Origin of the sequence: Pseudomonas sp. WC2 (genome assembly GCF_050586545.1) — a bacterium.
Lineage (GTDB): Bacteria > Pseudomonadota > Gammaproteobacteria > Pseudomonadales > Pseudomonadaceae > Aquipseudomonas.
On the sequence record NZ_JBOBDR010000022.1, the window covers coordinates 25889 to 48913 of the forward strand.

Sequence of the window (23025 nt, forward strand, 5' to 3'; positions counted from 1 at the left end):
TTGCTAGTGGCCATCATAGTGATTACGATGCGCCCACTTGAAAGAGCACAACTCAATTGGATGAGTCCGTTGCACCGCTCTTTGATACTGTCCCGCGCCGCCGCAAGTCCAACAGGCGCCTGACTGTAATCCTTAATAAAGGCCATGGATGTCCTACTCAAGCAAACTTTCCGCCCATTACCTCGAACTCGCTAAAGTCTCTGTTTCCAAAGAGAATTTCGCGGGCGAAGACGTTCGTTTCTCGAGCGAATTCGAGGCGCTGGAAAGCGAGCTGGCCAAAGCCTCGTCGATGCACGAAAGCGGGCAGATCGACTGGCTGAAAATTCGCGAAAACAGCGAAAATCTACTGCGTACCCAATCCAAGGATTTGCGTGTCGGCGCCTGGCTGACGTGGTCGCTGTACCAGCGCGAATCCTTCCCCGGGCTCCTTGCCGGCCTCGGGTTGCTGCACCACCTGTCTGAACACAACTGGGCCGACGTTCACCCGCTCAAACCCCGCACCCGTGCCGCCGCCATTGGCTGGCTGGTGCCGCGTCTCGAGCAGGTCATCACCGAAAACATTGCGATCAAAGAGCAGTTGCCGATGTTCCGGCAACTGTCCGAGCACCTGTCGGGTCTCGAGGCCGCGTGTGCTGAACATCTGGGCGATGACTCGCCGCTGCTGCTGCCGATTTCCCGTCGCCTGAAAACCATGATCCAGCGCGCTGCCGACAATCAGCCGGCTCCCGGCGTGGTCGGCACGGCGGTGGCGCAGGTCAAGCAGGCCGCGAGCCAGTTGCTCGCGCCCGGCGCACCGATCGACAACGAACGCGAGGCGCACAAGGCCCTGCGCGCCCAGCAGGAAAGCGCCCGGCCACTGTGCGCCTGGTGGCTCAAACAGAAGGCCACCGACCTGCGCGCCCTGCGCCTCAATCGCACGCTGCTGTGGATGACCATCGATGCGGTGCCCGAGCGCAACGCCGATCAGATCACCGTGCTGCGCGGCTTGCCGCTGGAAAAACTCAAGCTTTATCAGGACCGTTTCGATCAGGGCAAATACGCCGACCTGCTGGTGGAACTGGAGGCGAGCCTGGCGAAGGCGCCGTTCTGGTTCGATGGCCAGAGGATGGTCTGGGAGTGTCTCCAGAACCTCAACGCCGAGTTGGCAATGCGCGAAGTGGAAATCCACTTCGCGCTTTTGGTTCAACGGCTGCCCGGCATCGTCGAGCTGCGCTTCCATGACGGCGCACCGTTTGCCGATCCGTCCACGCGGGCGTGGATCGCCGCCAACGTCATGCCGCACCTGCAAAGCGCCAGCGCGCCGCGCAAGGTCGAAAGCGAAAACGTCGAAACCCAGCCGGCCTGGGAGAAGGCTCTCGAAGAAGTCCTGCCGCTGCTGCGCAAGGAAGGCCTGAAGCCTGCCGTGCAAACGCTCAAGCAAGGCTTGCAGTCAGCCCACGGCGGTCGCGAACGCTTCTTCTGGCAGTTCGCCCTCGCGCGCCTGTGCTTCATGGCCAAGAAATACGAACTGGCCAAGAACCAACTGGAAACCCTCGATCAGACATTACAGGACTCAGGCCTGCACGCCTGGGAGCCCGATCTTGCATTGGAAGTGCTGCATTTACTGCATAGCTGCTGCGAGTTGTTGCCGCAGAACCATGCCGTACGTGAACGCAAGGAAGAGATTTATCGCAGGCTGTGCCACCTCGATCTCGAAGTGGTACTCGAATAGGCCCCAGGGCCACAACCGCAAGGAGAAAAGCCATGGCCAAAGAAGGCTCGGTAGCCCCCAAGGAACGCATCAACGTCACCTTCAAACCCGCCACCGGCGGTGCTCAGGAAGAGATTGAACTGCCGCTGAAGCTGCTGGCAATCGGTGACTACACCCACCGCAAGGACGATCGCAAAATCGAAGATCGCAAGCCGATCAGCATCGACAAGATGACCTTCGACGAAGTGTTGGCCAAGCAAGAACTGGGTCTGACGCTGAGCGTGCCGAACCGTCTGCAGGAAGATGGCGAGGCCGACGAGCTGGCTGTGCAACTGCGCGTCAATTCGATGAAGGACTTCAACCCGGCCAGCCTGGTCGAGCAAGTGCCTGAGCTGAAAAAACTGATGGAACTGCGCGATGCGCTGGTGGCCCTCAAAGGCCCGCTGGGTAACGCACCTGCGTTCCGTAAAGCCATCGAAGGCGTGCTCGCCGACGACGAATCCCGCGGTCGCGTACTCGGTGAGCTGGGCCTCAACGCCGCAGCCCCGGACGCCTGAACCCAGCAGCCAAGGAAGCCAACACAATGAGCACTAGCGCAGCACAAGAGAAGGGCGCCGCAAGCGGCGAGTACAGCATTCTCGACAGCATCATCGCCGAAACCCGTCTGACTCCGGACGACGAAGCCTACGACATCGCCAAGCGCGGTGTGTCGGCGTTCATCGAAGAACTGCTCAAGCCGCAGAACAACGGTGAACCGGTCAAGAAAGCCATGGTTGACCGCATGATCGCCGAGATCGATGCCAAGCTCAGCCGCCAGATGGACGAGATCCTGCACCACCCGGATTTCCAGGCGCTGGAATCCTCGTGGCGTGGTCTGCAGTTGCTGGTCGATCGCACCAACTTCCGCGAAAACATCAAGATCGAAATCCTCAACGTCTCCAAAGAAGACCTGCTGGACGATTTCGAAGATTCGCCGGAAGTCATGCAGTCGGGCCTGTACAAGCACATCTACACCGCTGAATACGGCCAGTTCGGTGGTCAGCCTGTGGGCGCGATCATCGCTAACTACTACATGTCGCCGAGCTCGCCAGACGTCAAGCTGATGCAGTACGTGGCAAGCGTTTCGTGCATGTCCCACGCGCCGTTCATCGCTGCGGCCGGTCCGAAGTTCTTCGGTCTGGAAAGCTTCACCGGCCTGCCGGATCTGAAAGACCTGAAAGACCACTTCGAAGGCCCGCAATTCGCCAAATGGCAGAGCTTCCGTACCTCGGAAGACTCCCGTTATGTTGGCCTGACCGTGCCGCGTTTCCTGCTGCGTAACCCGTACGATCCGGAAGAAAACCCGGTCAAATCGTTCGTGTACAAGGAAACCGTTGCCAACAGCCACGAGCATTACCTGTGGGGCAACACTGCTTACGCGTTCGGCACCAAGCTGACCGACAGCTTCGCCAAATTCCGCTGGTGCCCGAACATCATCGGCCCGCAGAGCGGTGGCGCGGTTGAAGACCTGCCTCTTCACCACTTCGAAAGCATGGGCGAAATCGAAACCAAGATTCCTACTGAAGTTCTGGTTTCCGACCGTCGTGAATACGAACTGGCCGAGGAAGGCTTCATCTCCCTGACCATGCGTAAAGGCTCCGACAACGCGGCGTTCTTCTCCGCAAGCTCGGTGCAGAAGCCGAAGTTCTTCGGCATCAGCGCAGAAGGCAAGGCTGCAGAGCTGAACTACAAGCTCGGCACCCAACTGCCGTACATGATGATCGTCAACCGCCTGGCTCACTACTTGAAAGTGCTGCAGCGCGAGCAACTCGGTTCGTGGAAAGAACGTACCGACCTCGAGCTGGAACTGAACAAGTGGATCCGTCAGTACGTTGCCGACCAGGAAAACCCGAGCGCCGAAGTGCGTGGCCGTCGTCCGCTGCGCGCTGCGCAAGTGATCGTCAGCGACGTTGAAGGCGAGCCGGGCTGGTACCGCGTGAGCTTGAACGTGCGTCCGCACTTCAAGTACATGGGTGCCGATTTCACCCTGTCGCTGGTTGGCAAGCTGGACAAAGAGTAAGAGCGACTCATGGACGGATATGGCAGTCTTTTCGAACGCCTCAACGGCGACGCGGAACAGCGCAAAGGCAGGAGCCTCGAAGCTTCAGCCATGGCGTCTGTGGCTGCCCATCTGGCCAAAATGCTCAGCACCCGGGCCGGCAGCGTGCAAACGCTGTCCGACTACGGGTTGCCCGATCTCAATGACATGCGCCTGAGCCTGCACGATTCCCTGAGTCAGGCCCGCCTGGCCATCGAAAGCTTCATCGAAGCCTACGAACCGCGCCTGAGCAACGTGCGTGTCATTTCCCTGCCGCGTGACCACGATCAGCTTCGCCTCGCCTTCAGCATCGAAGGCCTGCTGGAAGTTGAAGGGTTCAAGCGTCAGGTCAGTTTTTCCGCGCGCCTGGATGGCAGCGGTCAAGTGAAGGTCACCTAAGGAGAACCCCGATGTCTGGCAAACCCGCAGCACGCGTATCCGACCCCACCGCTTGCCCACTTCCTGGCCACGGTACCAACCCGATCGCCGCCGGTTCCGGCGACGTGTTCTTCGACGGCCTCGCGGCCGCCCGCCAAGGCGATGCCTCGGCGTGTGGTGGTGCGATGTCCGGCGGCTTGGCGACCACTGTGTTGATCAACGGCAAACCTGCTGCGACGGTTGATTCGGTGGGGACCCATGGCAACAAGGTCACGGCAGGTTCCGGGACGGTGATTATCGGCAACTCGCATTCGCCGGCGCCGTTTGTGCCGCCGTTGCCGGTGGAGATTCAGTGGCCGTTCAACGAGCACTTCGTGATCAATTGTCAGGACACTGGAGAGCCATTGGCTGGCGTGGAATACACGCTCAAAACCGCTTCAGGAAAGATCATCAATGGAGTCACCGATAAGGATGGGAAGACACAGCGCGTCTTCTCTGCGACAGCGGAAACCATCGAGTTGGTGATCGAGAAGCAGACAAAGGTTGCAATTGCGTAACCAGCACATTGTTTCTCAGGTGCACGCCATGCCTGAGGGTTGTCGAATCTATTTTGCAAGGATGTTGATATGACTGGTGCCACAGTGACTGCAAGCATGACTCCGGCTAGTAACAAAGCTGGCCAGTGTGCAATTGCAAAGCGCAAATTTGGTGTCACCGACATTCCTGCAGCCATGGACAAGATGAAGTGGCCGACATCTGCCGCACTGATGCGTCGATGGTTTGCTGGTAAGCCTTGGTCTACCTCCGATGGGGGGATGGATGAGCTCACCAAGAATCACCTTAAAGAAGCACCGCAGGAGTACATCGACGACGCGATAGTCAAGATGAGTTGGCTTCTGAGTTTTGAGCGTGCCAGTAAAGAATACGCATATTTAAAGTCAGTGTGGAATAGCCCAAATGGGCAGAAGCAAATACGTGCAGCAATACTTAAGAAATTTAAAGATAAGCCCGATGGGAAATATCCATTGGCCTTCGGAAGTGCTCGGGAAGCTGAGGGCTTTGGGTACAGTAATACAGTATCCGTCAAGATGGCTCAGTGGCGTATAGATGTGCTGGATGATTTAAGAGGAGCGCTCGCAAATTTTAACTTGAGAGTGATAGCGGAAGGTGATGTTGTCATTGTTTCAAAGAAAATTGAATTTCTGGTAAGCAAACTGGGATTCTATGTTGAAGACAGCTATGACTTTGGAGATGGCTCCGATTTCATCAGTCAGCCTCTTGGTTTTTGGAATTTTGACGGGACTGTCATTCCGCCTGATGCAATTGCGCGCAATATCAGCATCAACTCCAACCAGACAGCAATGATGGAAACAGGTGCATTGAGCCCTACCGACGTGGCAGAGGTTTTCAAAGAACTGGAAGGCGCTCGTTTCTACCTGATCCAAAATAGTGACTTTGTAGAATATCGACAGTGCCATGGTAAAGGCGGAGATTTCAGAGTGCTGTCTGACATTAAGTACGAAACTATCTCGCCCACAACTATTTCGATATCGAGCTGATCATGCGTTTGAAATTGATTTGTCTTGGTGTTTTTACATTTTTACTTTCGGCGCTAATAGTGCCGTACGTTTTTTTGGATGGACTCTCCCAGCGTTCACCCGATGTAATTGAGTTAAGCGCTACGCGGCAGTATGTCCTGGAGAGAGTTCCGCTTCGGCTGCTTCCTTTCGATAACAACCTGGCGTTTTTACGTGTGACCGATTTGAATGAACCCAGAAAAATATATCGAAGTCCTCTATTTGAAATAAAGGAAATTGATATGGGGCAGGCCTTTGGTTCACGCAGGATTGGAACGCCTGTCCTTGAGTTCAGTGTCGAAAAAAAGGCTTTTATTATTCATTCGACCTACTGGGGGGAGCATTGGCTGAATCGATTTGTTGCTAATGCACCTTATAGTGTTGAGCCAATTGTCGAGAGTGGAAAGTAAGTTATGTTTTTGAGTGATGAAGGACTTTCAAGGCACAAGAACGCAATATTTCGTGTTGCGTTGGTATTGGTTGTGTTGGTGGGCTTGTTAGTCGTCGTTGTCAATAAAATCTGCAATTTTCCTGCTAACGTTACAAATATCGATACTTCTGGCCGTTACCTTTTACAGAATGTGCCCGTTGGCGGGATTTTAGGCCTGGGGGGAATGGCTTATCTTCGGGTTGTTGATAAGGAACACCCAGAGAAAGCTTATCGAACGCCGCTGTATTCCACCCAGTCGCTGGATATGCGCTTGTTTGAAGATGATAAATCTGTGGGTGTCTATTGGTTGTATTTCAATAAAGAAGAAAAAACATTTGAGATAGCTATGCCGCAGTGGGAGTGGCATTGGTTAAATCTTTTTATCAGCAATACGCCATATGTACATCTAGAAAATTGATGGGCAGTCGTGATGCACAGTGAATCCACTACCAGGCAGGTAACCCGTGTCGTTTAACCACTACTACCAAAGCGAACTCACCGCACTGCGCCAACTCGGTCGCCGTTTCGCCGAGCGTAGTCCGGCGTTGGCACCGTATCTGGGCCAGGCCGGGCGGGATCCGGACGTGGAGCGGTTGCTCGAAGGCTTTGCGTTTCTGACCGGGCGTCTGCGCCAGAAGCTCGATGACGAGCTGCCGGAACTCAGCCATTCGCTGATGCAGCTGCTGTGGCCGAACTACATGCGCCCGCTGCCGGCGTTCAGCATTTTGCAGTTCGATCCGCTCAAGCGATCCGGGCCGGCGTTGCGCGTCGAGCGCGATACGCCGATTGAAAGCAAGCCGATCGAAGACGTGCGTTGCCGCTTCCGCACCTGCTATCCGACCGAAGTGTTGCCCCTCGATCTGGCCGCACTGAACTACTCGGTGAAGGGCGACGGCTCGCTGCTCAGCCTGCGTCTGGAAATGAGTGCCGACGGCCACCTCGGTGAGCTGGAACTGAGCAAGCTGCGTCTGCACTTTGCCGGTGAGCGCTACATCAGCCAGATGCTTTATCTGAGCCTGCTGCGCAACCTCGAAGGCATCGAACTGATCCCGCTCGACGGCGCCGGCAAGCCCATTGATGGCGTCAGCGGCAAACCGATGGCGTTCAAGATCCCCGGTGATCGGGTCAAACCGGTGGGCTTTGCCGAAGAAGAAGCGTTGATCCCGTATCCGCTGAACACCTTCCGTGGCTATCGCTACCTGCAGGAATACTTCGCCTTCCAGGACAAGTTCCTGTTCGTCGACGTCAACGGTCTGGACATCCTCAACGCGCTGCCGGAAGACACGCTCAAGCAGATGCGCGGCCTCGAATTGCGCTTCGATATCCGCAAGAGCGGCATCATGCGCATGCGTCCGACCCTGGATAACGTGAAGCTGTTCTGCACGCCGATTGCCAACCTGTTCGCCCACGATGCACTGCCGATTCGCCTCGACGGCAAACAGGACGAATACCTGCTGCTGCCGGCGGAATACGATCTGGAAAACTGCGGTGTGTTCTCGGTGGAAACCGTGACCGGCTGGAAGCCCGGCGGCCTCGGTTATCAGGAATACGTGCCGTTCGAATCCTTCGAGCACGACCCGAGTTTCGACGTGCCTAACAGCCGTCCCCATTACAGCATCCGCCAGCGTTCTTCCTTGCTGCACGACGGCCTCGACACGTACCTGAGCTTCGGCATCCGCCACACCGAAGCCCACGAAACCCTGTCGATCGAGCTGATGTGCACCAACCAGAACCTGCCGCGCAAGCTCAAGCTCGGCGACATCTGCATGGCCTGCGAAGAGACGCCGGAGTTCCTAAGTTTCCGCAACATCACTCCGGCAACTTCCAGCTTCGCACCGCCGCTGAATCGCGACTTCCTGTGGAAGCTGATCAGCAACATGTCGCTTAACTATCTGTCGCTGGCCGACGTCAATGCGTTGAAGGTGATTCTCGAAACCTACGACTTGCCGCGTTACTACGACCAGCACGCGGAGAAGGTCAGCAAACGCCTGCTCGGCGGCCTCAAGCACATCAAGCATCACCACGTCGACCGCTTGCACCGTGGGCTGCCGGTGCGCGGTTTGCGTACCGAGCTGACCATCGACCCGGAAGGGTATATCGGCGAAGGCGACCTGTTCGTTTTCGCTTCGGTTCTTAACGAGTTTTTCGCGCTTTACGCCAGTCTCAATTCATTCCATGAGCTGCGCGTAAAAAGCACACAGGGAGAGGTGTACCAATGGACACCACGTATGGGCCTGCAGCCCCTGCTTTAAGCGGGCTGACCAAGGTAATACGCGAGTACTCGCTGTTTCAGGCCGTGCTGCTGGTGATCGACCGGCTGCGCGAGGCACACCCGCACCTGAGCGAAGACGATCTGTACGATCAGGTCGAGTTTCAAGCGAACCCGAGCCTCGGTTTTCCGCGCAGCGATGTCGATCGCGTGGAGTTTTTCGAAGAACACGGGCAGATGCGCGCGCGCATGCGTTTCAACCTGATCGGCCTGGTCGGTTCCGGTTCGCCACTGCCGGCGTTCTATGGCGAACAAGCTCTGGGCGACAGCGAAGACGGCAACCCGACGCGCAACTTCCTCGACCTGTTCCACCATCGCCTGCAACGGCTGATGCTGCCGATCTGGCGCAAGTATCGCTACCGCGCGAGCTTCCAGAGCGGTGCAATCGATCCGTTCTCGTCGCAACTGTTTGCCCTGATCGGTCTGGGCGGCGACGAGATCCGCAAGGCCAAGGAACTCAACTGGAAACGCCTGCTGCCGTACCTCGGTTTGCTCAGCTTGCGGGCGCACTCGGCGGCGTTGATCGAAGCCGTGCTGCGTTACTACTTCAAGCACGAAGACCTGGTCATCGAGCAGTGCATCGAGCGCCGCGTGGAAATTCTCGAAGAGCAGCGCAATCGTTTGGGCCGCGCCAACAGCATGCTCGGTGAAGACCTCGTGCTCGGCGAACACGTGCGCGACCGCAGCGGCAAATTCCGCATTCACATCACCGAACTCGACTGGCAGCGATTCCATGAATTCCTGCCCATCGGGCTTGGTTACCAGCCGCTCTGCGCGCTGGTGCGGTTCACCCTGCGTGACCCGCTCGATTACGACATTCGCCTGGTCCTGCGCCAGGAAGAAATCCGCGAACTGCGCATCGGTGAGCAGAACGCCTGTCGCCTCGGTTGGACCAGTTGGCTGGGCCGCGAGAAAGCGGACGGCGTGGTAACCCTGGGCAGCAAAATTCATTAAGGACGTGAGCCATGATCAACGTAGACCTGCAACAACTTATCCAGGCGCTGGACGCCGAAACCCGTCGCGATCTGGAACGTTCCGCCGAGCGTTGCGTGGCCCGTGGCGGCAGCAAGATTCTCGTCGAAGATTTACTGCTCGGCCTGCTCGAGCGCCCGAACGGCCTGCTCACACGCGCGCTACAAGATGCCGACGTTGACGCCGGTGAACTGAGCGCCGCGCTGCAATCGCGCGTCGAACACAGCGCCTCGCGCAACCCGGTGTTCGCCCCGGAACTGGTGCAATGGCTGCAAGACGCGCTGCTGGTGGCCAACCTCGAACTGGGTCAGACCCAGGTCGAAGACGCGGCACTGATCCTGGCCCTGCTGCGCAATCCGATGCGCTACGCCGGTAGCCGTTATCAGCCACTGCTCGCCAAGCTGAATATCGATCGCCTGAAGGAATTCGCGCTGTCGCAACAGGAGCAACCGGCGGCCAACGGCAAACCGTCGGCGCCGGGCGAATCGCTGTTGCAGCGCTTCACCCACAACCTGACCCAACAGGCCCGCGACGGCAAACTCGACCCGGTGCTGTGCCGTGACGGCGCGATCCGCCAGATGGTCGACATCCTCGCCCGTCGCCGCAAGAACAACCCGATCGTGGTCGGTGAGGCCGGTGTCGGTAAAACCGCCATCGTCGAAGGCCTAGCCTCGCGCATCGCTGCTGGTGAAGTACCGCAAGTGCTCAAAGGTGTTGAGCTGCTGTCGCTGGACATGGGCCTGTTGCAGGCCGGCGCCAGCGTCAAAGGTGAGTTCGAGCGTCGTCTCAAAGGCGTGATCGACGAAGTCAAAGCCTCGCCAAAACCGATCATTCTGTTCATCGACGAAGCCCACACGCTGATCGGCGCTGGCGGCAACGCTGGCGGCTCCGATGCGGCCAACCTGCTGAAACCGGCACTGGCCCGTGGCGAACTGCGCACCATCGCCGCAACCACCTGGGCCGAGTACAAGAAATACTTCGAGAAAGACCCGGCGCTGGCCCGTCGTTTCCAACCGGTGCAACTGCACGAACCGACCGTCAGCGAAGCGGTGACCATCCTTCGTGGTCTGGCCCAGGTTTACGAGAAGAGCCACGGCATCTACCTGCGTGATGACGCGGTGGTCTCGGCGGCGGAATTGTCCGCACGTTACCTGGCCGGTCGGCAACTGCCGGACAAAGCCGTCGACGTCCTCGACACCGCGTGTGCCCGCGTACGCATCAGCCTCGCCGCTGCCCCGGAAAGCCTTGAGCGCCTGCGTGGCGAACTGGCCGAAGGTGGCCGTCAGCGTCAGGCCCTGCGCCGCGATGCCGAGGCTGGTCTGCTGATCGACCACGAAGCGCTGGATGCTCTGGAAGCTCGTCTCGACGAAGCCGAAGACGAAATGGTCGCGCTGGAAACTCTGTGGACTGAACAGAAGCAACTGGCCGAGCGCCTGCTGGAACTGCGTCAGCAATTGGCCAAGGCTCGCGAAGCCGCAGCGGTCGAGCCGACCGTCAGCGTTGAAGAAGACGCCGAAGGCACCGTGATCGAAACCATCGCTGCCGAGGTGGAAGAAGGCCAGAGCGTCGAAGCGCTGGAAGCCCAACTCAATGAAACCCACAGTGCGCTGACTGCTGCTCAGGTCAAAGAGCGTCTGGTCAGTTTCGAAGTGTGCCCGCGTCTGGTCGCCGAAGTGATCAGCGCCTGGACCGGGGTGCCGCTGGCGCAACTGGCCCGCGAGCACAACGCCAAAGTCGCCAGTTTCGCCACCGACCTGCGCACACGCATCCGTGGCCAAGAACAAGCCGTACACGCACTCGATCGCTCGATGCGCGCCACCGCTGCCGGCCTGAACAAACCTGACGCACCGGTGGGCGTGTTCCTGCTGGTCGGCCCGAGCGGCGTCGGTAAAACCGAAACTGCTCTGGCCCTCGCTGACCTGCTGTACGGTGGCGACCGCTTCATCACCACCATCAACATGTCCGAATTCCAGGAGAAACACACCGTTTCACGCCTGATCGGCGCGCCACCGGGCTACGTCGGTTACGGCGAGGGCGGCATGCTCACTGAAGCGGTGCGGCAAAAACCGTATTCGGTGGTGCTGCTCGATGAAGTCGAAAAGGCCGATCCGGACGTGCTCAACCTGTTCTACCAAATCTTCGACAAAGGCGTGGCCAACGATGGCGAAGGTCGCGAGATCGACTTCCGCAACACGTTGATCCTGATGACCTCGAACCTCGGTAGCGACAAGATCAGCGACCTCTGCGAGAACGGCGCGCGCCCGACGGCAGAAGTGCTCGAAGAAACCATTCGCCCGGTACTCAGCAAACACTTCAAGCCGGCGCTGCTGGCGCGCATGAAAGTGGTGCCGTACTACCCGGTGGGCGGCCCGGTGCTGCGCGAGCTGATCGAGATCAAACTCGGTCGTCTCGGCGAGCGCCTCAACCGTCGTCAGCTGGATTTCAGCTGGTGCCAGAACCTCGTCGATCACCTGTCCGAACGTTGCACGCAAAGCGACAGCGGTGCGCGCCTGATCGACCATCTGCTCGATCAACACGTGCTGCCGTTGGTGGCTGATCGCTTGCTCGACGCCATGGCCACCGGCGAAAGCCTCAAGCGTGTGCACGCTACGCTCGACGGCGAAGCCAGTGTGACGTGCGAGTTCGCCTGAGGTGGGCGTGATGTTCACTCAAGTGCCGCAGCCGCTGGTCTATGCCGAAGCGTTGCTGGCGCAATTTGCCAGCCTGTCGCGGGCGGCGGACGGTGCTGCGTTGCTGGGTGACTTCGTGCGCGGGCTGGCCGAGTTGAGCGGTTGCGAACTGACGCAGTTGTACCTGCTCGACGCCACCCACACCTGCCTGGGAATGAACGCAGAATGCCTCGACGGCGCCTTGCAACCGCGCGAAGCGGCGAGCCTGCCGGCGGATTACAACGGTGAACAACTGCTGCAATTCGCCCTGTGCCAGAACCGCGTGGTGTGCCTCGACGATTTGAGCGGCAGCCTGCACGAAACCAGTTTTCTGCCGGCAGCGGCTTCGCCGTGGCAGTCGCTGTTGTGTGTGCCGCTGGTCAATCAGCACAAGGCTGTCGAAGGTCTGCTGCTGTGCGCCAGCCGTCGTCGCACCGACCTGCAAGGCTTTGCCGATTCGCTGGGTCAGCTCGGCTCGTTCGTGCTCGGTCAATTGCACTTGCTGCAACGCCTGCGTCAGCCACTGGCGCAATCGGCCACGGCCGCGCGCAGCGTGCCGAGCATCAGCGGCTATGGCTTGATCGGTAAAAGTGCGGCGATGCGCCAGACCCATTCGCTGATCAGCAAAGTCCTGCACAGCCCGTACACCGTGCTGTTGCGCGGCGAAACCGGCACCGGCAAGGAAGTCGTTGCCCGAGCGATTCACGACTGCGGCCCGCGTCGTTCCCAGGCGTTCATCGTGCAGAACTGCGCGGCGGTTCCGGAAAACCTGCTGGAAAGCGAGCTGTTCGGCTATCGCAAAGGCGCCTTCACCGGCGCTGATCGCGACCGCGCCGGGCTGTTCGATACGGCCAATGGCGGCACGCTGTTACTCGACGAAATCGGCGACATGCCGCTGTCGTTGCAGGCGAAGATTCTGCGCGTGTTGCAGGAGGGCGAGATCCGTCCGCTCGGCTCCAACGACACGCACAAGATCGACGTGCGCATCATCGCCGCAACCCACCGCGATCTGTCGACGCTGGTCAGCGAAGGCAAATTCCGCGAGGACTTGTACTACCGCCTCGCGCAATTCCCGATCGAGCTGCCGGCGCTGCGTCAGCGCGAAGGCGACATCCTCGAACTCGCCCTGCATTTCGCCGAGAAAACCTGCGCGTATCTGCAGCGTGATCCGGTGCGCTGGTCGGATGCGGCACTCGAGCACTTGGGCAGTTACACCTTCCCCGGCAACGTCCGCGAACTCAAAGCCTTGGTCGAACGCGCGGTGTTGCTGTGCGAGGGCGGTGAATTGCTCGCCGAGCATTTCTCCCTGCGCATGGAGCCGGTGCTGGAAGACAACAGCCATCTGAATCTGCGCGAACGTCTGGAGCAGGTCGAGCGCACGTTATTGCTCGATTGCCTGCGCAAGAACGACGGCAACCAGACCCTTGCGGCCCGCGAACTGGGCCTGCCGCGGCGCACGCTGCTGTACCGGCTCGGCCGTCTGAACATCAATCTGGGAGATTTCGATGGCTAGGCAAACGCTCATCGGTTTCCCCAAAAAAATCAATTTCAGCGCCGCCCGCAAGGGTCGGCGCTTTGTGCTTTGTCTACACCTGGAGACCCTCTGATGTCTGTTCGTCACTGGCACGCTGTCCTGCTGACCCTCGTCGTTCTATGCGGCCTTGGCGGCTGTAGCGGCAATTACAAATTCAACGACAACGACTATCGCCCGTTGGGTGATCCGCAAGCGGTCAATCGCGGCAAGTGACCGCAAGGAGCATCAAACATGGAATTGGTTTTCGAAATGCTGAACACCAAGCAGTTCGTGCCCACCGAGTTGTGCCAGAAGACCTTTAAACAGGCCGGCGGCGTGATCGGGCGGGGCGAGGACTGCGACTGGATCATCCCTGACCGCAAGCGTCACCTGTCCAATCACCACGCGATTGTCAGCTACCGCGAAGGCTCGTTTTTCCTCACCGACACCAGCAGCAACGGTGTGCAGGACGGTGACAGCGGCGCACGCCTGCACAAGGGCGAACCGGTGCGGATCGAACACGGCAGCACCTACGTGCTCGGTGACTTCGAGATTCGCGCGCGTCTGGTGCGCGACCCGGCGACGTTCGACGGTGAAGCCGGGCGTCCGCGCGCCGCGGGCAGCATCATTCCGGACGACGCGTTCCTCGACCTCGACCCGCTCAACGCTCTCGAACAGCAGGAGCGCGTGTATTCCGAGATCGACGAACTGCTGGCGCCGAACACCAAACCGGAGGACTCCCGTCAGCGTGCCGACTACGCGCGCATCGACATGGAAAGCCTGATGGTCCCGGAGCTGATCGCCGCTCCCGCCGAACCTGAGCCCGCTCCGGCACCGAAAACCGTCGAGCGCCAAAGCGAAGGGTTCTGGGAGCATTTTGGCGCTGCGCTGGGCGTGGACGTCAAAGGCCTCAGCCACGACGAACGCGAAGCCCTCGCGCTGAATGCTGCACGTTTGCTGCGGCAGAGCATCGGCGGTTTGCAGCAGAGCCTGCGCACTCGCTCGGAGCTGAAAAACGAATTGCGTCTGGCCCAGACCACCGTGCAAGGCACCAACAAGAATCCGCTGAAATTCGCCGTCGATCCGAGCGAAGCGCTGCAGATTCTGTTGCAGCCAAGCAAGCCCGGCCACCTGCCGGCCGAGCAAGCCATCTCCCGCGCGTTCCGCGATCTGCAGGCGCATCAAGTGGCACTGCTGACTGCCAGTCGCGCCGCCGTGCGCGGTACGTTGGAGCACTTCTCGCCGGAGCAACTGACCCTGCGTTTCGAGCGCGACAGCAAGCCGTTGATCGCCACGTCGGGCGGGCGCTGGAGAGCGTTCGGCCGTTATCACCAGGCACTGCGTCAGGACGATGACTGGAGCGAGCGTCTGCTGGCCCGCGACTTCGCCCAAGCCTACGAAGAACAGATCCGCCTGATCTCCACCCTCCACACCGACCACCAAGGATGATGCGCATGTCTCGCCGCTCGACCGCTTTTTTCAAGACGCTGACTGCGCTCACCGTGCTGGTGTTGCTCGCCGGTTGCTCGTCGCTGTCGCCGTACTCGAAAGTGACCAAGATCAACCTGAAACTGACCGGCAGCGATCAGCTCAACCTCGACCTCAACGGTCGTCCATCGCCAGTGGTGGTGCGCCTGTTCGAACTCAAGCACCCGGTGACTTTCGAGAATGCAGATTTCTTCAGCCTCTACGAGCGCGCCAAGGAATCCCTCAACCCGGATCTGGTGGCCAGCGAAGAACTCGAGCTGCGCCCGGGTGAGACCGTGGAGCTGAAACTCAAGGTGGAAGAGGGCAGCAGTTATGTCGGCGTTCTCGCCGCTTACCGCGACTTGCCGGAAACCCAATGGCGCCACACGGTGCAGATCACGCCACTGGAAATCACCGAAGTCGATCTGACCCTGGACCAGGCCGGCATCCGTAACACCAATCAAGTGCTCGCCAAGGCGGATGACTGATCATGAATACCCATAAAGTCATTTGGCAGGAAGGCATGCTGCTGCGCCCGCAGCACTTCCAGCACAACGATCGCTATTACGATCACCAGATGAAAACCCGCACGCAATTGCTGGGTGGCTACACCTGGGGTTTTCTCAATCTGGAGATCGACCTGCAGTTCCTCAACATGGGCAAACTGGTGATCAGTGAAGCCTCGGGGATTCTGCCGGACGGCAGCCTGTTCGAACTCGGTGGCAACACCGAACCGCTGGCGCTGGACGTGCCGCCGAACACTGGCAACACGCCGATCTATCTGGCGCTGCCGCTGGTCACCGGCAACCACATCGAGTCGCGCCGTCCGGAGCAGTCCGACGTGCTCGCGCGTTACACAGCGTACGACGCCGAAGTCGCTGACTCCAACGCTGGCGACGATTCTGCCAGCCAGGTCAGCTGCGGCCGCCCGGACTTCAAACTGTTGCTCGGCGAGCAGCAGAGCGATCAGGCCTACGTGAAGCTGAAGATCTGCGACGTGCTCGACACCACGCCCGACGGCGTGATCAGCCTCGATCCGGATTTCGTCCCGACCTACATTCAAGCCCACGCCTCCAGCTATCTGCTGTCGTGCCTGAAAGAAGTCATCAGCATGCTCAGCCACCGTGGCGACACCATTGCCGAGCGGATTCGCTCCAACGGCAAGGTTGGCGGCGCGGAAGTGGGCGATTTCATGATGCTGCAACTGATCAACCGCACCGAACTGCTGCTGCGTCACTACCTCGGTCTGGAGCAGGTACATCCGGAAGAGCTGTATCGCACGCTGCTGACCATGCTCGGCGATCTGGCGACCTTCTCCGGCGAGAGCAAACGTCCGCGTCTGGACAGCCGCTACTCCCACGCCGATCAGGGCGGCAGCTTCCGCAAACTGATGGAAGCGATCCGTCAGGTGCTGTCGATGGTGCTCGAACAGCACGCCATCGAACTGATCCTGCAAGCGCGTCAGTACGGCATCATCGTCTCGCCGTTGCATGACCACAAACTGCTCGGCTCGGCGTCGTTCGTGCTGGCGGCCAGTGCCAACTGCGACTCCGAAGAACTGCGCCATCGCTTGCCGGCGCACCTCAAGGTCGGCCCGGTGGAGCGCATCCGCCAACTGGTCAACCTGCACTTGCCGGGGATCAAGGTCAAACCGTTGCCGGTGGCCCCGCGGCAGATCGCGTTCCATTCGAACAAAACCTATTTCATCCTCGAACTCAGTTCCGAAGACCTGGCACAACTCGAGCGCTCCGGCGGTTTCGCGTTCCATGTGTCCGGCGAATTTGCCGAGCTTGAACTGAAATTCTGGGCCATCAGGAACTGACCGACATGATCAAGGAAACGGATTACAGCCAGGACGACAAAACTGTCCTGCTCGATCGTCAAGGCCACGGACCGGCGTCGAGTCCGCTGACCGACTTCGCCGCGCCACCGCGCTTCGAGCAACTGGAAGAACGCATGATCTACGCCGCGCGCCTGCGTCCGGCGGAGGCGTTCAACATCAGCCTCAATTCGCTGGTGGCGGCGTCGTCCGAGCTGCTCTCGGAAGTGGTGCGCCTCAAGCACAGCGAAACCCGCGAGGACTTGTACGCGCTCAACGAGCGCCTGACCGCCGGGCTCAAGCTGTTTGAAGTACGCGCCCTGCACAATGGCGCCGAAAGCAGCCAGGTAATGGCCGCGCGGTACGTGCTCTGCACCGTGGTCGACGAAGCTGTCGTGACCACGCCGTGGGGCAACGAAAGCGAGTGGTCGCAGATGAGCTTGCTCAGCAGCTTCCACAACGAAACCTTCGGTGGCGAGAAGTTCTTCCAGTTGCTCGATCGGCTGTCGAAGAACCCGGTCAAGCACCTGCCGATGCTCGAATTGATGTACCTGTGCCTGTCCCTCGGTTTCGAGGGCAAGTACCGCGTGCAGGCTCGCGGCATGCTTGAGCTCGAAGGCATCCGCGACGCCTTGTACCGGCAGATTCGTCAGTTGCGGGGCGACGTGCCGCGCGAGTTGTCGCCGCATTGGGAAGGTCTCGACGATCAGCGCCGCAACCTGGTGCGCATCGTGCCCGCCTGGATGGTGGTGTTGTTCACTTTCGTCTGTCTGGTGGTGATGTATTCGGGCTTCGCCTGGGTCTTGGGCGAGCAGCGCGACACCGTTCTGCAACCTTATCAGCCGCTTGATCCAGCCGCGGTCCAACCGCAGTCGCAGCCGTAAACAGGGACGTGTGATGAAAAAGTTTTTCAAGAAAGTCGGCGCCTTCCTGCGCCAGACCTGGGTCTGGACCCTGCTGCTGGTGCTGTTTGTGGCGCTGCTGGTGTGGTTTGTCGGCCCGTTGTTGGCAGTCGATGATTACAAGTTCTGGGAAGGTTCGACCTCCCGTCTGCTGACCATCGCCGTGCTGTTCCTGATCTGGGGCCTGACCATGGTCTTCGTCAGCTGGCGCGCCGGTATCCGCAAGAAAGCCGACGAAGAAAGCGAAGACGGCCAGGATCGCATCCGCCGCGAAGAGCTGATCGACGACGAGCAGAAAGAGTTGAAGGCGCGCTTCAAGGACGCGCTGAAAACCCTGAAGACTTCGAGCCTGTATCGCGGCCGCAGCGAACGCTGGCGCAGTGACTTGCCGTGGTACCTGCTGATCGGTCCGCAGGCCTCGGGCAAGACCAGCCTGCTGGACTTTTCCGGTCTGGAATTCCCGATCAACAAGATCGACCGCAAGCTGACCCGCGACACCCTCGGCACCCGTCATTGCGACTGGTACTTCGCCGACCACGGTGTGCTGATCGACACCGCCGGGCGTTACACCACGCAACCGGATGTGGAAGTCGACGGCAGTGCCTGGACGACCTTGCTGGAGCTGCTGCGCAAACGTCGTCGCGGCCGTCCGCTGAACGGCGTGCTGGTGACCATTCCGGTGGAAACCCTGCTCGGCGGCAGTGAGCAGGACATCGATACCCTGGCGCGCCAGGTACGCGGTCGTCTGCAGGATGTGCATCAGAAACTGCACGTCGATGTGCCGGTGTATCTGGTCTTGAGCAAGGCTGACAAGCTGCTTGGCTTCGACGAGTTCTTCGATCAACTGACCCGCGAAGAAAGCGATCAAGTGCTCGGCACCAGTTTCCGCAAGGATCAGGTCGGCACCGACGTGGCTGTACTGCGCAACGAGTTCGAAGAGCTGCTGCGTCGCCTCAACAGCCAAGTGATCATGCGCATGCACTCCGAGCGCGACACTCAGCGCCGTGGCCGCATCCTCGACTTCCCGCATCAACTGGGGCAGATCGGCGAGCGCCTGTGCCTGTTCGTCGACATGGCGTTCACTGGCAACCGTTATCAGCGTGCGACGCAACTGCGCGGTTTCTACCTGACCAGCGCACCGCACCTGACCCAGGAAATGGATTCGACCACCGCCGGCATCGGCGCCAGCCTCGGCATGAACGCCGGTGTGCTGCCGACCCTGCGCAGCGGTCGCTCGCGATTCATCCATCACCTGCTGAGCCGGGTAATTTTCCCTGAGGCCGATCTGGCCGGTCTGGACAAGCGCGAACGCAGCCGCATTCATTGGGGCCAGCGTGCTTTGTACGTCGGCGCACTGGCGGCATTGGCGCTGTTCGGCATGCTGTGGGCGGGCGGCTTCTCGGCCAACTACGAGCGTCTGGAAAACCTGCGCAATCTGGCGCAGAACTGGACCCAGCAGCGCAACGCTTTGACGCCGCGTGATGATGCGATGGGCGTGCTGAAAACCCTCGATACCAGTTACGCCGCGACTCAGGCGTTCCCGAAAAAGGGTGATGTTTCCTATCACGAACGTGGCGGCCTGTATCAGGGCGAAGACGTCAATCCAGTGGTCAAAGAGGCTTACGAGCGCGAGCTTGAAAAGCAACTGTTGCCACGGGTTGCGACCATGCTTGAAGGGCAGATCCGCGCCAACATGAAGGACCGCGAAAAGCTGCTCAACAGCCTGCGTGCGTACCTGATGTTGAACATGAAAGACCGTCGCGATGCCGTGTGGCTGAAGGATTGGGTCGCCACTGACTGGTCGCAGCGCTACACCGGCAACACTGCGGTGCAAAACGGTCTGAATGCGCACCTCGAACGCCTGCTGAAGCAGCCGTTTATCTATCCTCTGAACGATCAACTGGTCACCCAGGCGCGTCAGGTATTGCGCAGCGAATCGCTGGCCACCGTGGTTTACCGCATGCTCCGCGAGCAGGCGCGCAACCTGCCGGAATATCGCTTTAGCCAACACCTCGGCCCGCAAGGCTCGCTGTTTATCGGCACCGAATACGTGATCCCGGGTTTCTACACGCAATCGGGTTATCAGCAGTATTTCTCGGTACAGGGCGCAACGCTGGTCACCGATATCCTGCGTGACAACTGGGTGCTCGGCGAAGGCGCCGGCATCAGCGACATGGACTTGCGTCGCCTGATGGTCGAGCTGGAGCAACTGTACTTCCGCGACTACGCCAACTACTGGAGCGAAGCCGTTGGCCAGGTTGCACTGCCGCCGATCAGCGACGCCGGTGAAGGCGCCGAGCAACTGGCGGGCCTGACTTCGGCGAATTCGCCGGTGCTGGCATTGCTCACCGAAGTACGCGAGAACACCCGCTTCGAGGCCGCCGCTGATCCTGTTGATGAAGCCGGTGATGCAGCTGATGCGTTGGCAGGGCAGAAAGGCAAGCTGGGTAAAGTCGGCAAACTGGCGTCGGCCGTGGCGGACAAGGCTTCGGCCCTGAGCGTGGCGAAGAGCCTGCCGGACACCGCGAAGAAGTCGCTGCAACGTCGCTTCGAACCGCTGCATCGTCTGCTCGATGACAACAACGGCCCGGGGGCTGACCTGACGCCAGCGTTCAACGCACTCAACGACCTGCAACTGCAACTGTCCGGTCTGGCCCGTTCCAGCACGCCGGAGCAAGCCGCGTTCGAAATGGCGAAAACCCGCATGAGCGGCCAGCGTGATGCGCTGACCAACCTGCGCGCCGCTTCCGGTCGCCTGCCGCGTCCACTGAGCGTGTGGTTCAACGTGCTGGCCGAAGACTCGTGGCGTCTGGTGCTCAACGATGCCTACCAATACCTCAACGGCCGTTATCAGAACGAGCTGTACAGCGTGTATGGCAAAACCATCAGCAAGCGGTATCCGTTCAGCGCCAGCAGCACCAGCGACGTGGCGATCAGCGATTTCCGCGAGTTCTTCAAGGCTCAAGGCATCGTCGACCGCTTCTTCGACAGCTACATGCGTCCATTCGTCAGCGGCGATCCGGGCAACTACCGCATGCGCAGCGTCGACGGCCACAGCTTGCCGGTGTCGAAGGTCTACCTCGATCAGATGGCGGCAGCACTGACGATTCGTCAGAGCTTCTTCTCGATCAACCCGGCCGAGCCGACCGTGCAGTTCAAGCTGGAGCCGTACACCCTCGATCCGGCAGTCAGCCGTTCCGAGTTCAAGTTCGGCGACAAGACCATGGAATACCGCCACGGTCCGATCTTGCCAATGACCTTCAAGTGGCCGACCGATGCTGAAGACGGTCGCACCAGTCTGGTCATGGACAAAATGGCCGGGCGCCCGATCGGTATCGAGAAGAACTCCGGCCCATGGTCGCTGTTCCGTCTGTTCGACCTGATGCAGACCGAGTACCTGACCGGCCGCGACGTGCTGGTGCTGAAAGCCGATGTAGGTGGCCTGCGCGCCAACTACCTGCTGAGCAGCCAGCGCACGCCGAACCCGTTCGACATGGGCGTGTTGCGCACCTTCCGTATGCCGGTGCAGCTCTGATGCTGGTGGCCAGTGCCTGGCGCAGCGCGGCGCGTACCGACCCGGGCAAGGTGCGGGCGCGCAACGAAGATGCCTTCCTCGACTCGCCACAGCATGGGCTGTGGGTGGTCGCGGACGGCATGGGCGGTCACCAGGGTGGCGACATCGCCAGCCAGTTGATCGTCGCCAGCCTGGCTGAACTGCCGCAACACGAGGACTTCGACGAACGCCTCAAAGCCATTCGCCAGTGCCTGCACTGGTTGAACCGGCGTTTGGGGCAGGAGTTGACGGTCACCGCCGGGCGTCACGACAGCATCATGGGCAGCACCGTCGTGGCGCTGCTGGTGGAAGGCAATCGCGCGGCCTGCATCTGGGCTGGCGATAGCCGCTGCTATCTGTGGCGCGGGCAGCGTTTGTATCAGCTGTCCAAGGACCATTCGCTGCAACAGCAACTGATCGACGAACAGCAGATGAGCGTCGAGCAAGCGGCGGCGCACCCGGCGGCTCAGGCACTAACCCGAGCCGTCGGCGCTGCCGAAACACTGACCCTGGATGTGCTGGAACTCGAAGTCTATCCGGGCGATGCGTTTTTGCTCTGCAGCGATGGTTTGTATCAGGGCCTGAGCAGCGATGCCCTCGGCACCGCCCTCAGCCTCAGCGCGCCGCACGTGGCGCTGGAACGTTTGTTCGACGGCGCTCTGCGTGGCGCCGCGCGCGACAACCTGACTGCCGTGGTGATCCGCCAATGACCAAGATCGAATCACCCATCGATGACTTGCTGATGAGCGAAGAGCAGGCCAACAACTTGACCTACTTCGCCTTCGCCAAGGAAAACAAAGCAGAGCCGTTGCTGGCGCCGACCAAGGCCAGCATCGGTGTTCTGCCGGATGTACTCGCCGGTCGCTACCACCTCGAGCGTCTGCTCGGGGCCGGTGGCATGGGCGCCGTTTACCGGGCGCGGGATCTGCTGCACGAACAGTTCGGTGATCCCGATCCTTACATTGCGCTGAAAATCCTCAGCGAAGAATTTGCCGAATCGCCGGACGCCAGTGCCTTGCTCTACAGCGAGTTCGCCCTGACCCGACGCCTGCGCCACGACAACGTCGTGCGTGCGCATACCTTTGAAGTCGACACCGACTGCCAGCGGGCCTTCATCACCATGGAATACATGCGTGGCCTGACCCTGGACAAATTACTCTGCGAGCGGCCCCTCGGCCTGCCGTGGAAAGAACTGCGCGACATCGTCCTGCCGCTGCTCGACACGCTGGCCTACGCCCACGGTCGCGGCGTGCTGCACGGTGACATGAAACCGAGCAACGTCATGCTCAGCGAAGACGGCTTGCGTTTGTTTGACTTCGGTTTGGGTCAGGCAGAGGAGGGCGTGATGCCCGGCCTGCCGCACCTGAGCCGCGAACGTTTCAACGCCTGGACCCCGGGCTACGCCGCCCCCGAACTGCTTGAGGGCCAACCGTTGTCGGCCAGCGCGGACGTGTACGGCGTGGCCTGCGTGATCTACGAATTGGCGGGCGGCAAACACCCGTTCCGCCGCTTGCCCTCGACCCAGGCTCGCGACGAGCACCTGGAGCGCGAGTTGCACGCCCCGGCGAACTTACCGAAACACTGTTGGCCAGCGCTACAAACCGCGCTGAGCTTCGACCCGGCAGCACGCACCATCACTGCCCAACAATTGCGTGACGCCTTGGGCGCCACTTCGTCCTGGCTGCAACGTCTGCGACTTGGGGCGTAAC

At 60.1% G+C, this 23025-nt stretch carries 20 protein-coding genes; all 20 read left to right on the forward strand.

Annotated features, from left to right (window positions below):
- Positions 1-148: 148 nt before the first annotated feature.
- The 20 genes from tssA to ACQ4OE_RS23100 all read left to right on the forward strand — a co-directional run bounded on the left by tssA (position 149) and on the right by ACQ4OE_RS23100 (position 23024).
- Positions 149-1711, forward strand: coding sequence for a type VI secretion system protein TssA (tssA, locus tag ACQ4OE_RS23005; protein WP_430948022.1), 1563 nt, complete (start codon positions 149-151; stop codon positions 1709-1711).
- A 32-nt stretch (positions 1712-1743) separates the two neighbouring features.
- Positions 1744-2247, forward strand: a complete 504-nt coding sequence (gene tssB, locus ACQ4OE_RS23010; RefSeq protein ID WP_003229587.1) for a type VI secretion system contractile sheath small subunit — start codon at positions 1744-1746, stop codon at positions 2245-2247.
- Between the two features lie 26 nt (positions 2248-2273).
- A complete protein-coding gene (gene tssC / locus ACQ4OE_RS23015; protein WP_095187878.1) occupies positions 2274-3749 on the forward strand; it encodes a type VI secretion system contractile sheath large subunit in 1476 nt (491 codons plus the stop codon).
- 9 nt (positions 3750-3758) lie between these two features.
- The gene (tssE, locus tag ACQ4OE_RS23020) at positions 3759-4166 is read left to right on the forward strand and encodes a type VI secretion system baseplate subunit TssE (protein ID WP_122594477.1); all 408 of its coding nucleotides are present in this window, start codon (positions 3759-3761) and stop codon (positions 4164-4166) included.
- 11 nt (positions 4167-4177) lie between these two features.
- On the forward strand, positions 4178-4702 hold the full coding sequence (locus ACQ4OE_RS23025; RefSeq protein WP_430948023.1) for a PAAR domain-containing protein: 525 nt from the start codon (positions 4178-4180) through the stop codon (positions 4700-4702).
- 69 nt (positions 4703-4771) lie between these two features.
- On the forward strand, positions 4772-5704 hold the full coding sequence (locus tag ACQ4OE_RS23030; RefSeq protein WP_430948024.1) for a DUF6402 family protein: 933 nt from the start codon (positions 4772-4774) through the stop codon (positions 5702-5704).
- 2 nt (positions 5705-5706) lie between these two features.
- A complete protein-coding gene (locus tag ACQ4OE_RS23035; protein ID WP_430948025.1) occupies positions 5707-6132 on the forward strand; it encodes a hypothetical protein in 426 nt (141 codons plus the stop codon).
- 3 nt (positions 6133-6135) lie between these two features.
- Complete coding sequence (locus ACQ4OE_RS23040; RefSeq protein ID WP_430948026.1) at positions 6136-6570, forward strand: hypothetical protein; 435 nt, start codon at positions 6136-6138, stop codon at positions 6568-6570.
- A 46-nt stretch (positions 6571-6616) separates the two neighbouring features.
- Positions 6617-8404 (forward strand): type VI secretion system baseplate subunit TssF, encoded by a 1788-nt coding sequence (gene tssF / locus ACQ4OE_RS23045; protein WP_122594482.1) that lies wholly within the window; start codon positions 6617-6619, stop codon positions 8402-8404.
- On the forward strand, positions 8368-9375 hold the full coding sequence (gene tssG, locus ACQ4OE_RS23050; RefSeq protein ID WP_430948027.1) for a type VI secretion system baseplate subunit TssG: 1008 nt from the start codon (positions 8368-8370) through the stop codon (positions 9373-9375). The genes tssF and tssG overlap by 37 nt, the downstream gene beginning before the upstream one ends.
- 11 nt (positions 9376-9386) lie before the next feature.
- A complete protein-coding gene (gene tssH, locus ACQ4OE_RS23055) occupies positions 9387-12044 on the forward strand; it encodes a type VI secretion system ATPase TssH (RefSeq protein ID WP_430948028.1) in 2658 nt (885 codons plus the stop codon).
- Between the two features lie 10 nt (positions 12045-12054).
- A complete protein-coding gene (locus tag ACQ4OE_RS23060) occupies positions 12055-13575 on the forward strand; it encodes a sigma-54 interaction domain-containing protein (protein WP_430948029.1) in 1521 nt (506 codons plus the stop codon).
- Between the two features lie 93 nt (positions 13576-13668).
- Entirely contained in the window at positions 13669-13809 is a 141-nt protein-coding gene (locus tag ACQ4OE_RS23065; protein ID WP_003229566.1) for a hypothetical protein, read from the forward strand.
- Between the two features lie 18 nt (positions 13810-13827).
- Positions 13828-15024, forward strand: coding sequence for a type VI secretion system-associated FHA domain protein TagH (gene tagH, locus ACQ4OE_RS23070; protein WP_430948030.1), 1197 nt, complete (start codon positions 13828-13830; stop codon positions 15022-15024).
- A 5-nt stretch (positions 15025-15029) separates the two neighbouring features.
- The gene (gene tssJ, locus ACQ4OE_RS23075; protein WP_158958368.1) at positions 15030-15530 is read left to right on the forward strand and encodes a type VI secretion system lipoprotein TssJ; all 501 of its coding nucleotides are present in this window, start codon (positions 15030-15032) and stop codon (positions 15528-15530) included.
- Positions 15531-15532: 2 nt separating this feature from the next.
- Positions 15533-16864 (forward strand): type VI secretion system baseplate subunit TssK, encoded by a 1332-nt coding sequence (gene tssK, locus ACQ4OE_RS23080; protein ID WP_064389585.1) that lies wholly within the window; start codon positions 15533-15535, stop codon positions 16862-16864.
- A gap of 5 nt (positions 16865-16869) precedes the next feature.
- Positions 16870-17745, forward strand: a complete 876-nt coding sequence (gene icmH / locus ACQ4OE_RS23085) for a type IVB secretion system protein IcmH/DotU (RefSeq protein ID WP_430948031.1) — start codon at positions 16870-16872, stop codon at positions 17743-17745.
- A 13-nt stretch (positions 17746-17758) separates the two neighbouring features.
- A complete protein-coding gene (gene tssM, locus ACQ4OE_RS23090; protein ID WP_430948032.1) occupies positions 17759-21298 on the forward strand; it encodes a type VI secretion system membrane subunit TssM in 3540 nt (1179 codons plus the stop codon).
- On the forward strand, positions 21298-22026 hold the full coding sequence (locus ACQ4OE_RS23095; RefSeq protein ID WP_430948033.1) for a PP2C family protein-serine/threonine phosphatase: 729 nt from the start codon (positions 21298-21300) through the stop codon (positions 22024-22026). Before tssM ends, ACQ4OE_RS23095 begins: the two co-directional genes overlap by 1 nt.
- Entirely contained in the window at positions 22023-23024 is a 1002-nt protein-coding gene (locus ACQ4OE_RS23100) for a serine/threonine-protein kinase (protein ID WP_122594492.1), read from the forward strand. The genes ACQ4OE_RS23095 and ACQ4OE_RS23100 overlap by 4 nt, the downstream gene beginning before the upstream one ends.
- Position 23025: the final 1 nt, after the last annotated feature.

What these genes read in the sequence shown, in the direction of transcription:
- tssH (WP_430948028.1), top strand. Translation starts at nt 9,387, where the DNA reads ATGATCAACGTAGACCTGCAACAACTTATCCAGGCGCTGGACGCCGAA.
- tssK (WP_064389585.1), top strand. Translation starts at nt 15,533, where the DNA reads ATGAATACCCATAAAGTCATTTGGCAGGAAGGCATGCTGCTGCGCCCG.
- tagH (WP_430948030.1), top strand. Translation starts at nt 13,828, where the DNA reads ATGGAATTGGTTTTCGAAATGCTGAACACCAAGCAGTTCGTGCCCACC.
- ACQ4OE_RS23030 (WP_430948024.1), top strand. Translation starts at nt 4,772, where the DNA reads ATGACTGGTGCCACAGTGACTGCAAGCATGACTCCGGCTAGTAACAAA.
- tssC (WP_095187878.1), top strand. Translation starts at nt 2,274, where the DNA reads ATGAGCACTAGCGCAGCACAAGAGAAGGGCGCCGCAAGCGGCGAGTAC.
- tssG (WP_430948027.1), top strand. Translation starts at nt 8,368, where the DNA reads ATGGACACCACGTATGGGCCTGCAGCCCCTGCTTTAAGCGGGCTGACC.
- icmH (WP_430948031.1), top strand. Translation starts at nt 16,870, where the DNA reads ATGATCAAGGAAACGGATTACAGCCAGGACGACAAAACTGTCCTGCTC.
- ACQ4OE_RS23040 (WP_430948026.1), top strand. Translation starts at nt 6,136, where the DNA reads ATGTTTTTGAGTGATGAAGGACTTTCAAGGCACAAGAACGCAATATTT.
- tssA (WP_430948022.1), top strand. Translation starts at nt 149, where the DNA reads ATGTCCTACTCAAGCAAACTTTCCGCCCATTACCTCGAACTCGCTAAA.
- ACQ4OE_RS23035 (WP_430948025.1), top strand. Translation starts at nt 5,707, where the DNA reads ATGCGTTTGAAATTGATTTGTCTTGGTGTTTTTACATTTTTACTTTCG.
- ACQ4OE_RS23065 (WP_003229566.1), top strand. Translation starts at nt 13,669, where the DNA reads ATGTCTGTTCGTCACTGGCACGCTGTCCTGCTGACCCTCGTCGTTCTA.
- tssE (WP_122594477.1), top strand. Translation starts at nt 3,759, where the DNA reads ATGGACGGATATGGCAGTCTTTTCGAACGCCTCAACGGCGACGCGGAA.
- tssM (WP_430948032.1), top strand. Translation starts at nt 17,759, where the DNA reads ATGAAAAAGTTTTTCAAGAAAGTCGGCGCCTTCCTGCGCCAGACCTGG.
- ACQ4OE_RS23100 (WP_122594492.1), top strand. Translation starts at nt 22,023, where the DNA reads ATGACCAAGATCGAATCACCCATCGATGACTTGCTGATGAGCGAAGAG.
- tssB (WP_003229587.1), top strand. Translation starts at nt 1,744, where the DNA reads ATGGCCAAAGAAGGCTCGGTAGCCCCCAAGGAACGCATCAACGTCACC.
- ACQ4OE_RS23025 (WP_430948023.1), top strand. Translation starts at nt 4,178, where the DNA reads ATGTCTGGCAAACCCGCAGCACGCGTATCCGACCCCACCGCTTGCCCA.
- tssJ (WP_158958368.1), top strand. Translation starts at nt 15,030, where the DNA reads ATGTCTCGCCGCTCGACCGCTTTTTTCAAGACGCTGACTGCGCTCACC.
- ACQ4OE_RS23095 (WP_430948033.1), top strand. Translation starts at nt 21,298, where the DNA reads ATGCTGGTGGCCAGTGCCTGGCGCAGCGCGGCGCGTACCGACCCGGGC.
- ACQ4OE_RS23060 (WP_430948029.1), top strand. Translation starts at nt 12,055, where the DNA reads ATGTTCACTCAAGTGCCGCAGCCGCTGGTCTATGCCGAAGCGTTGCTG.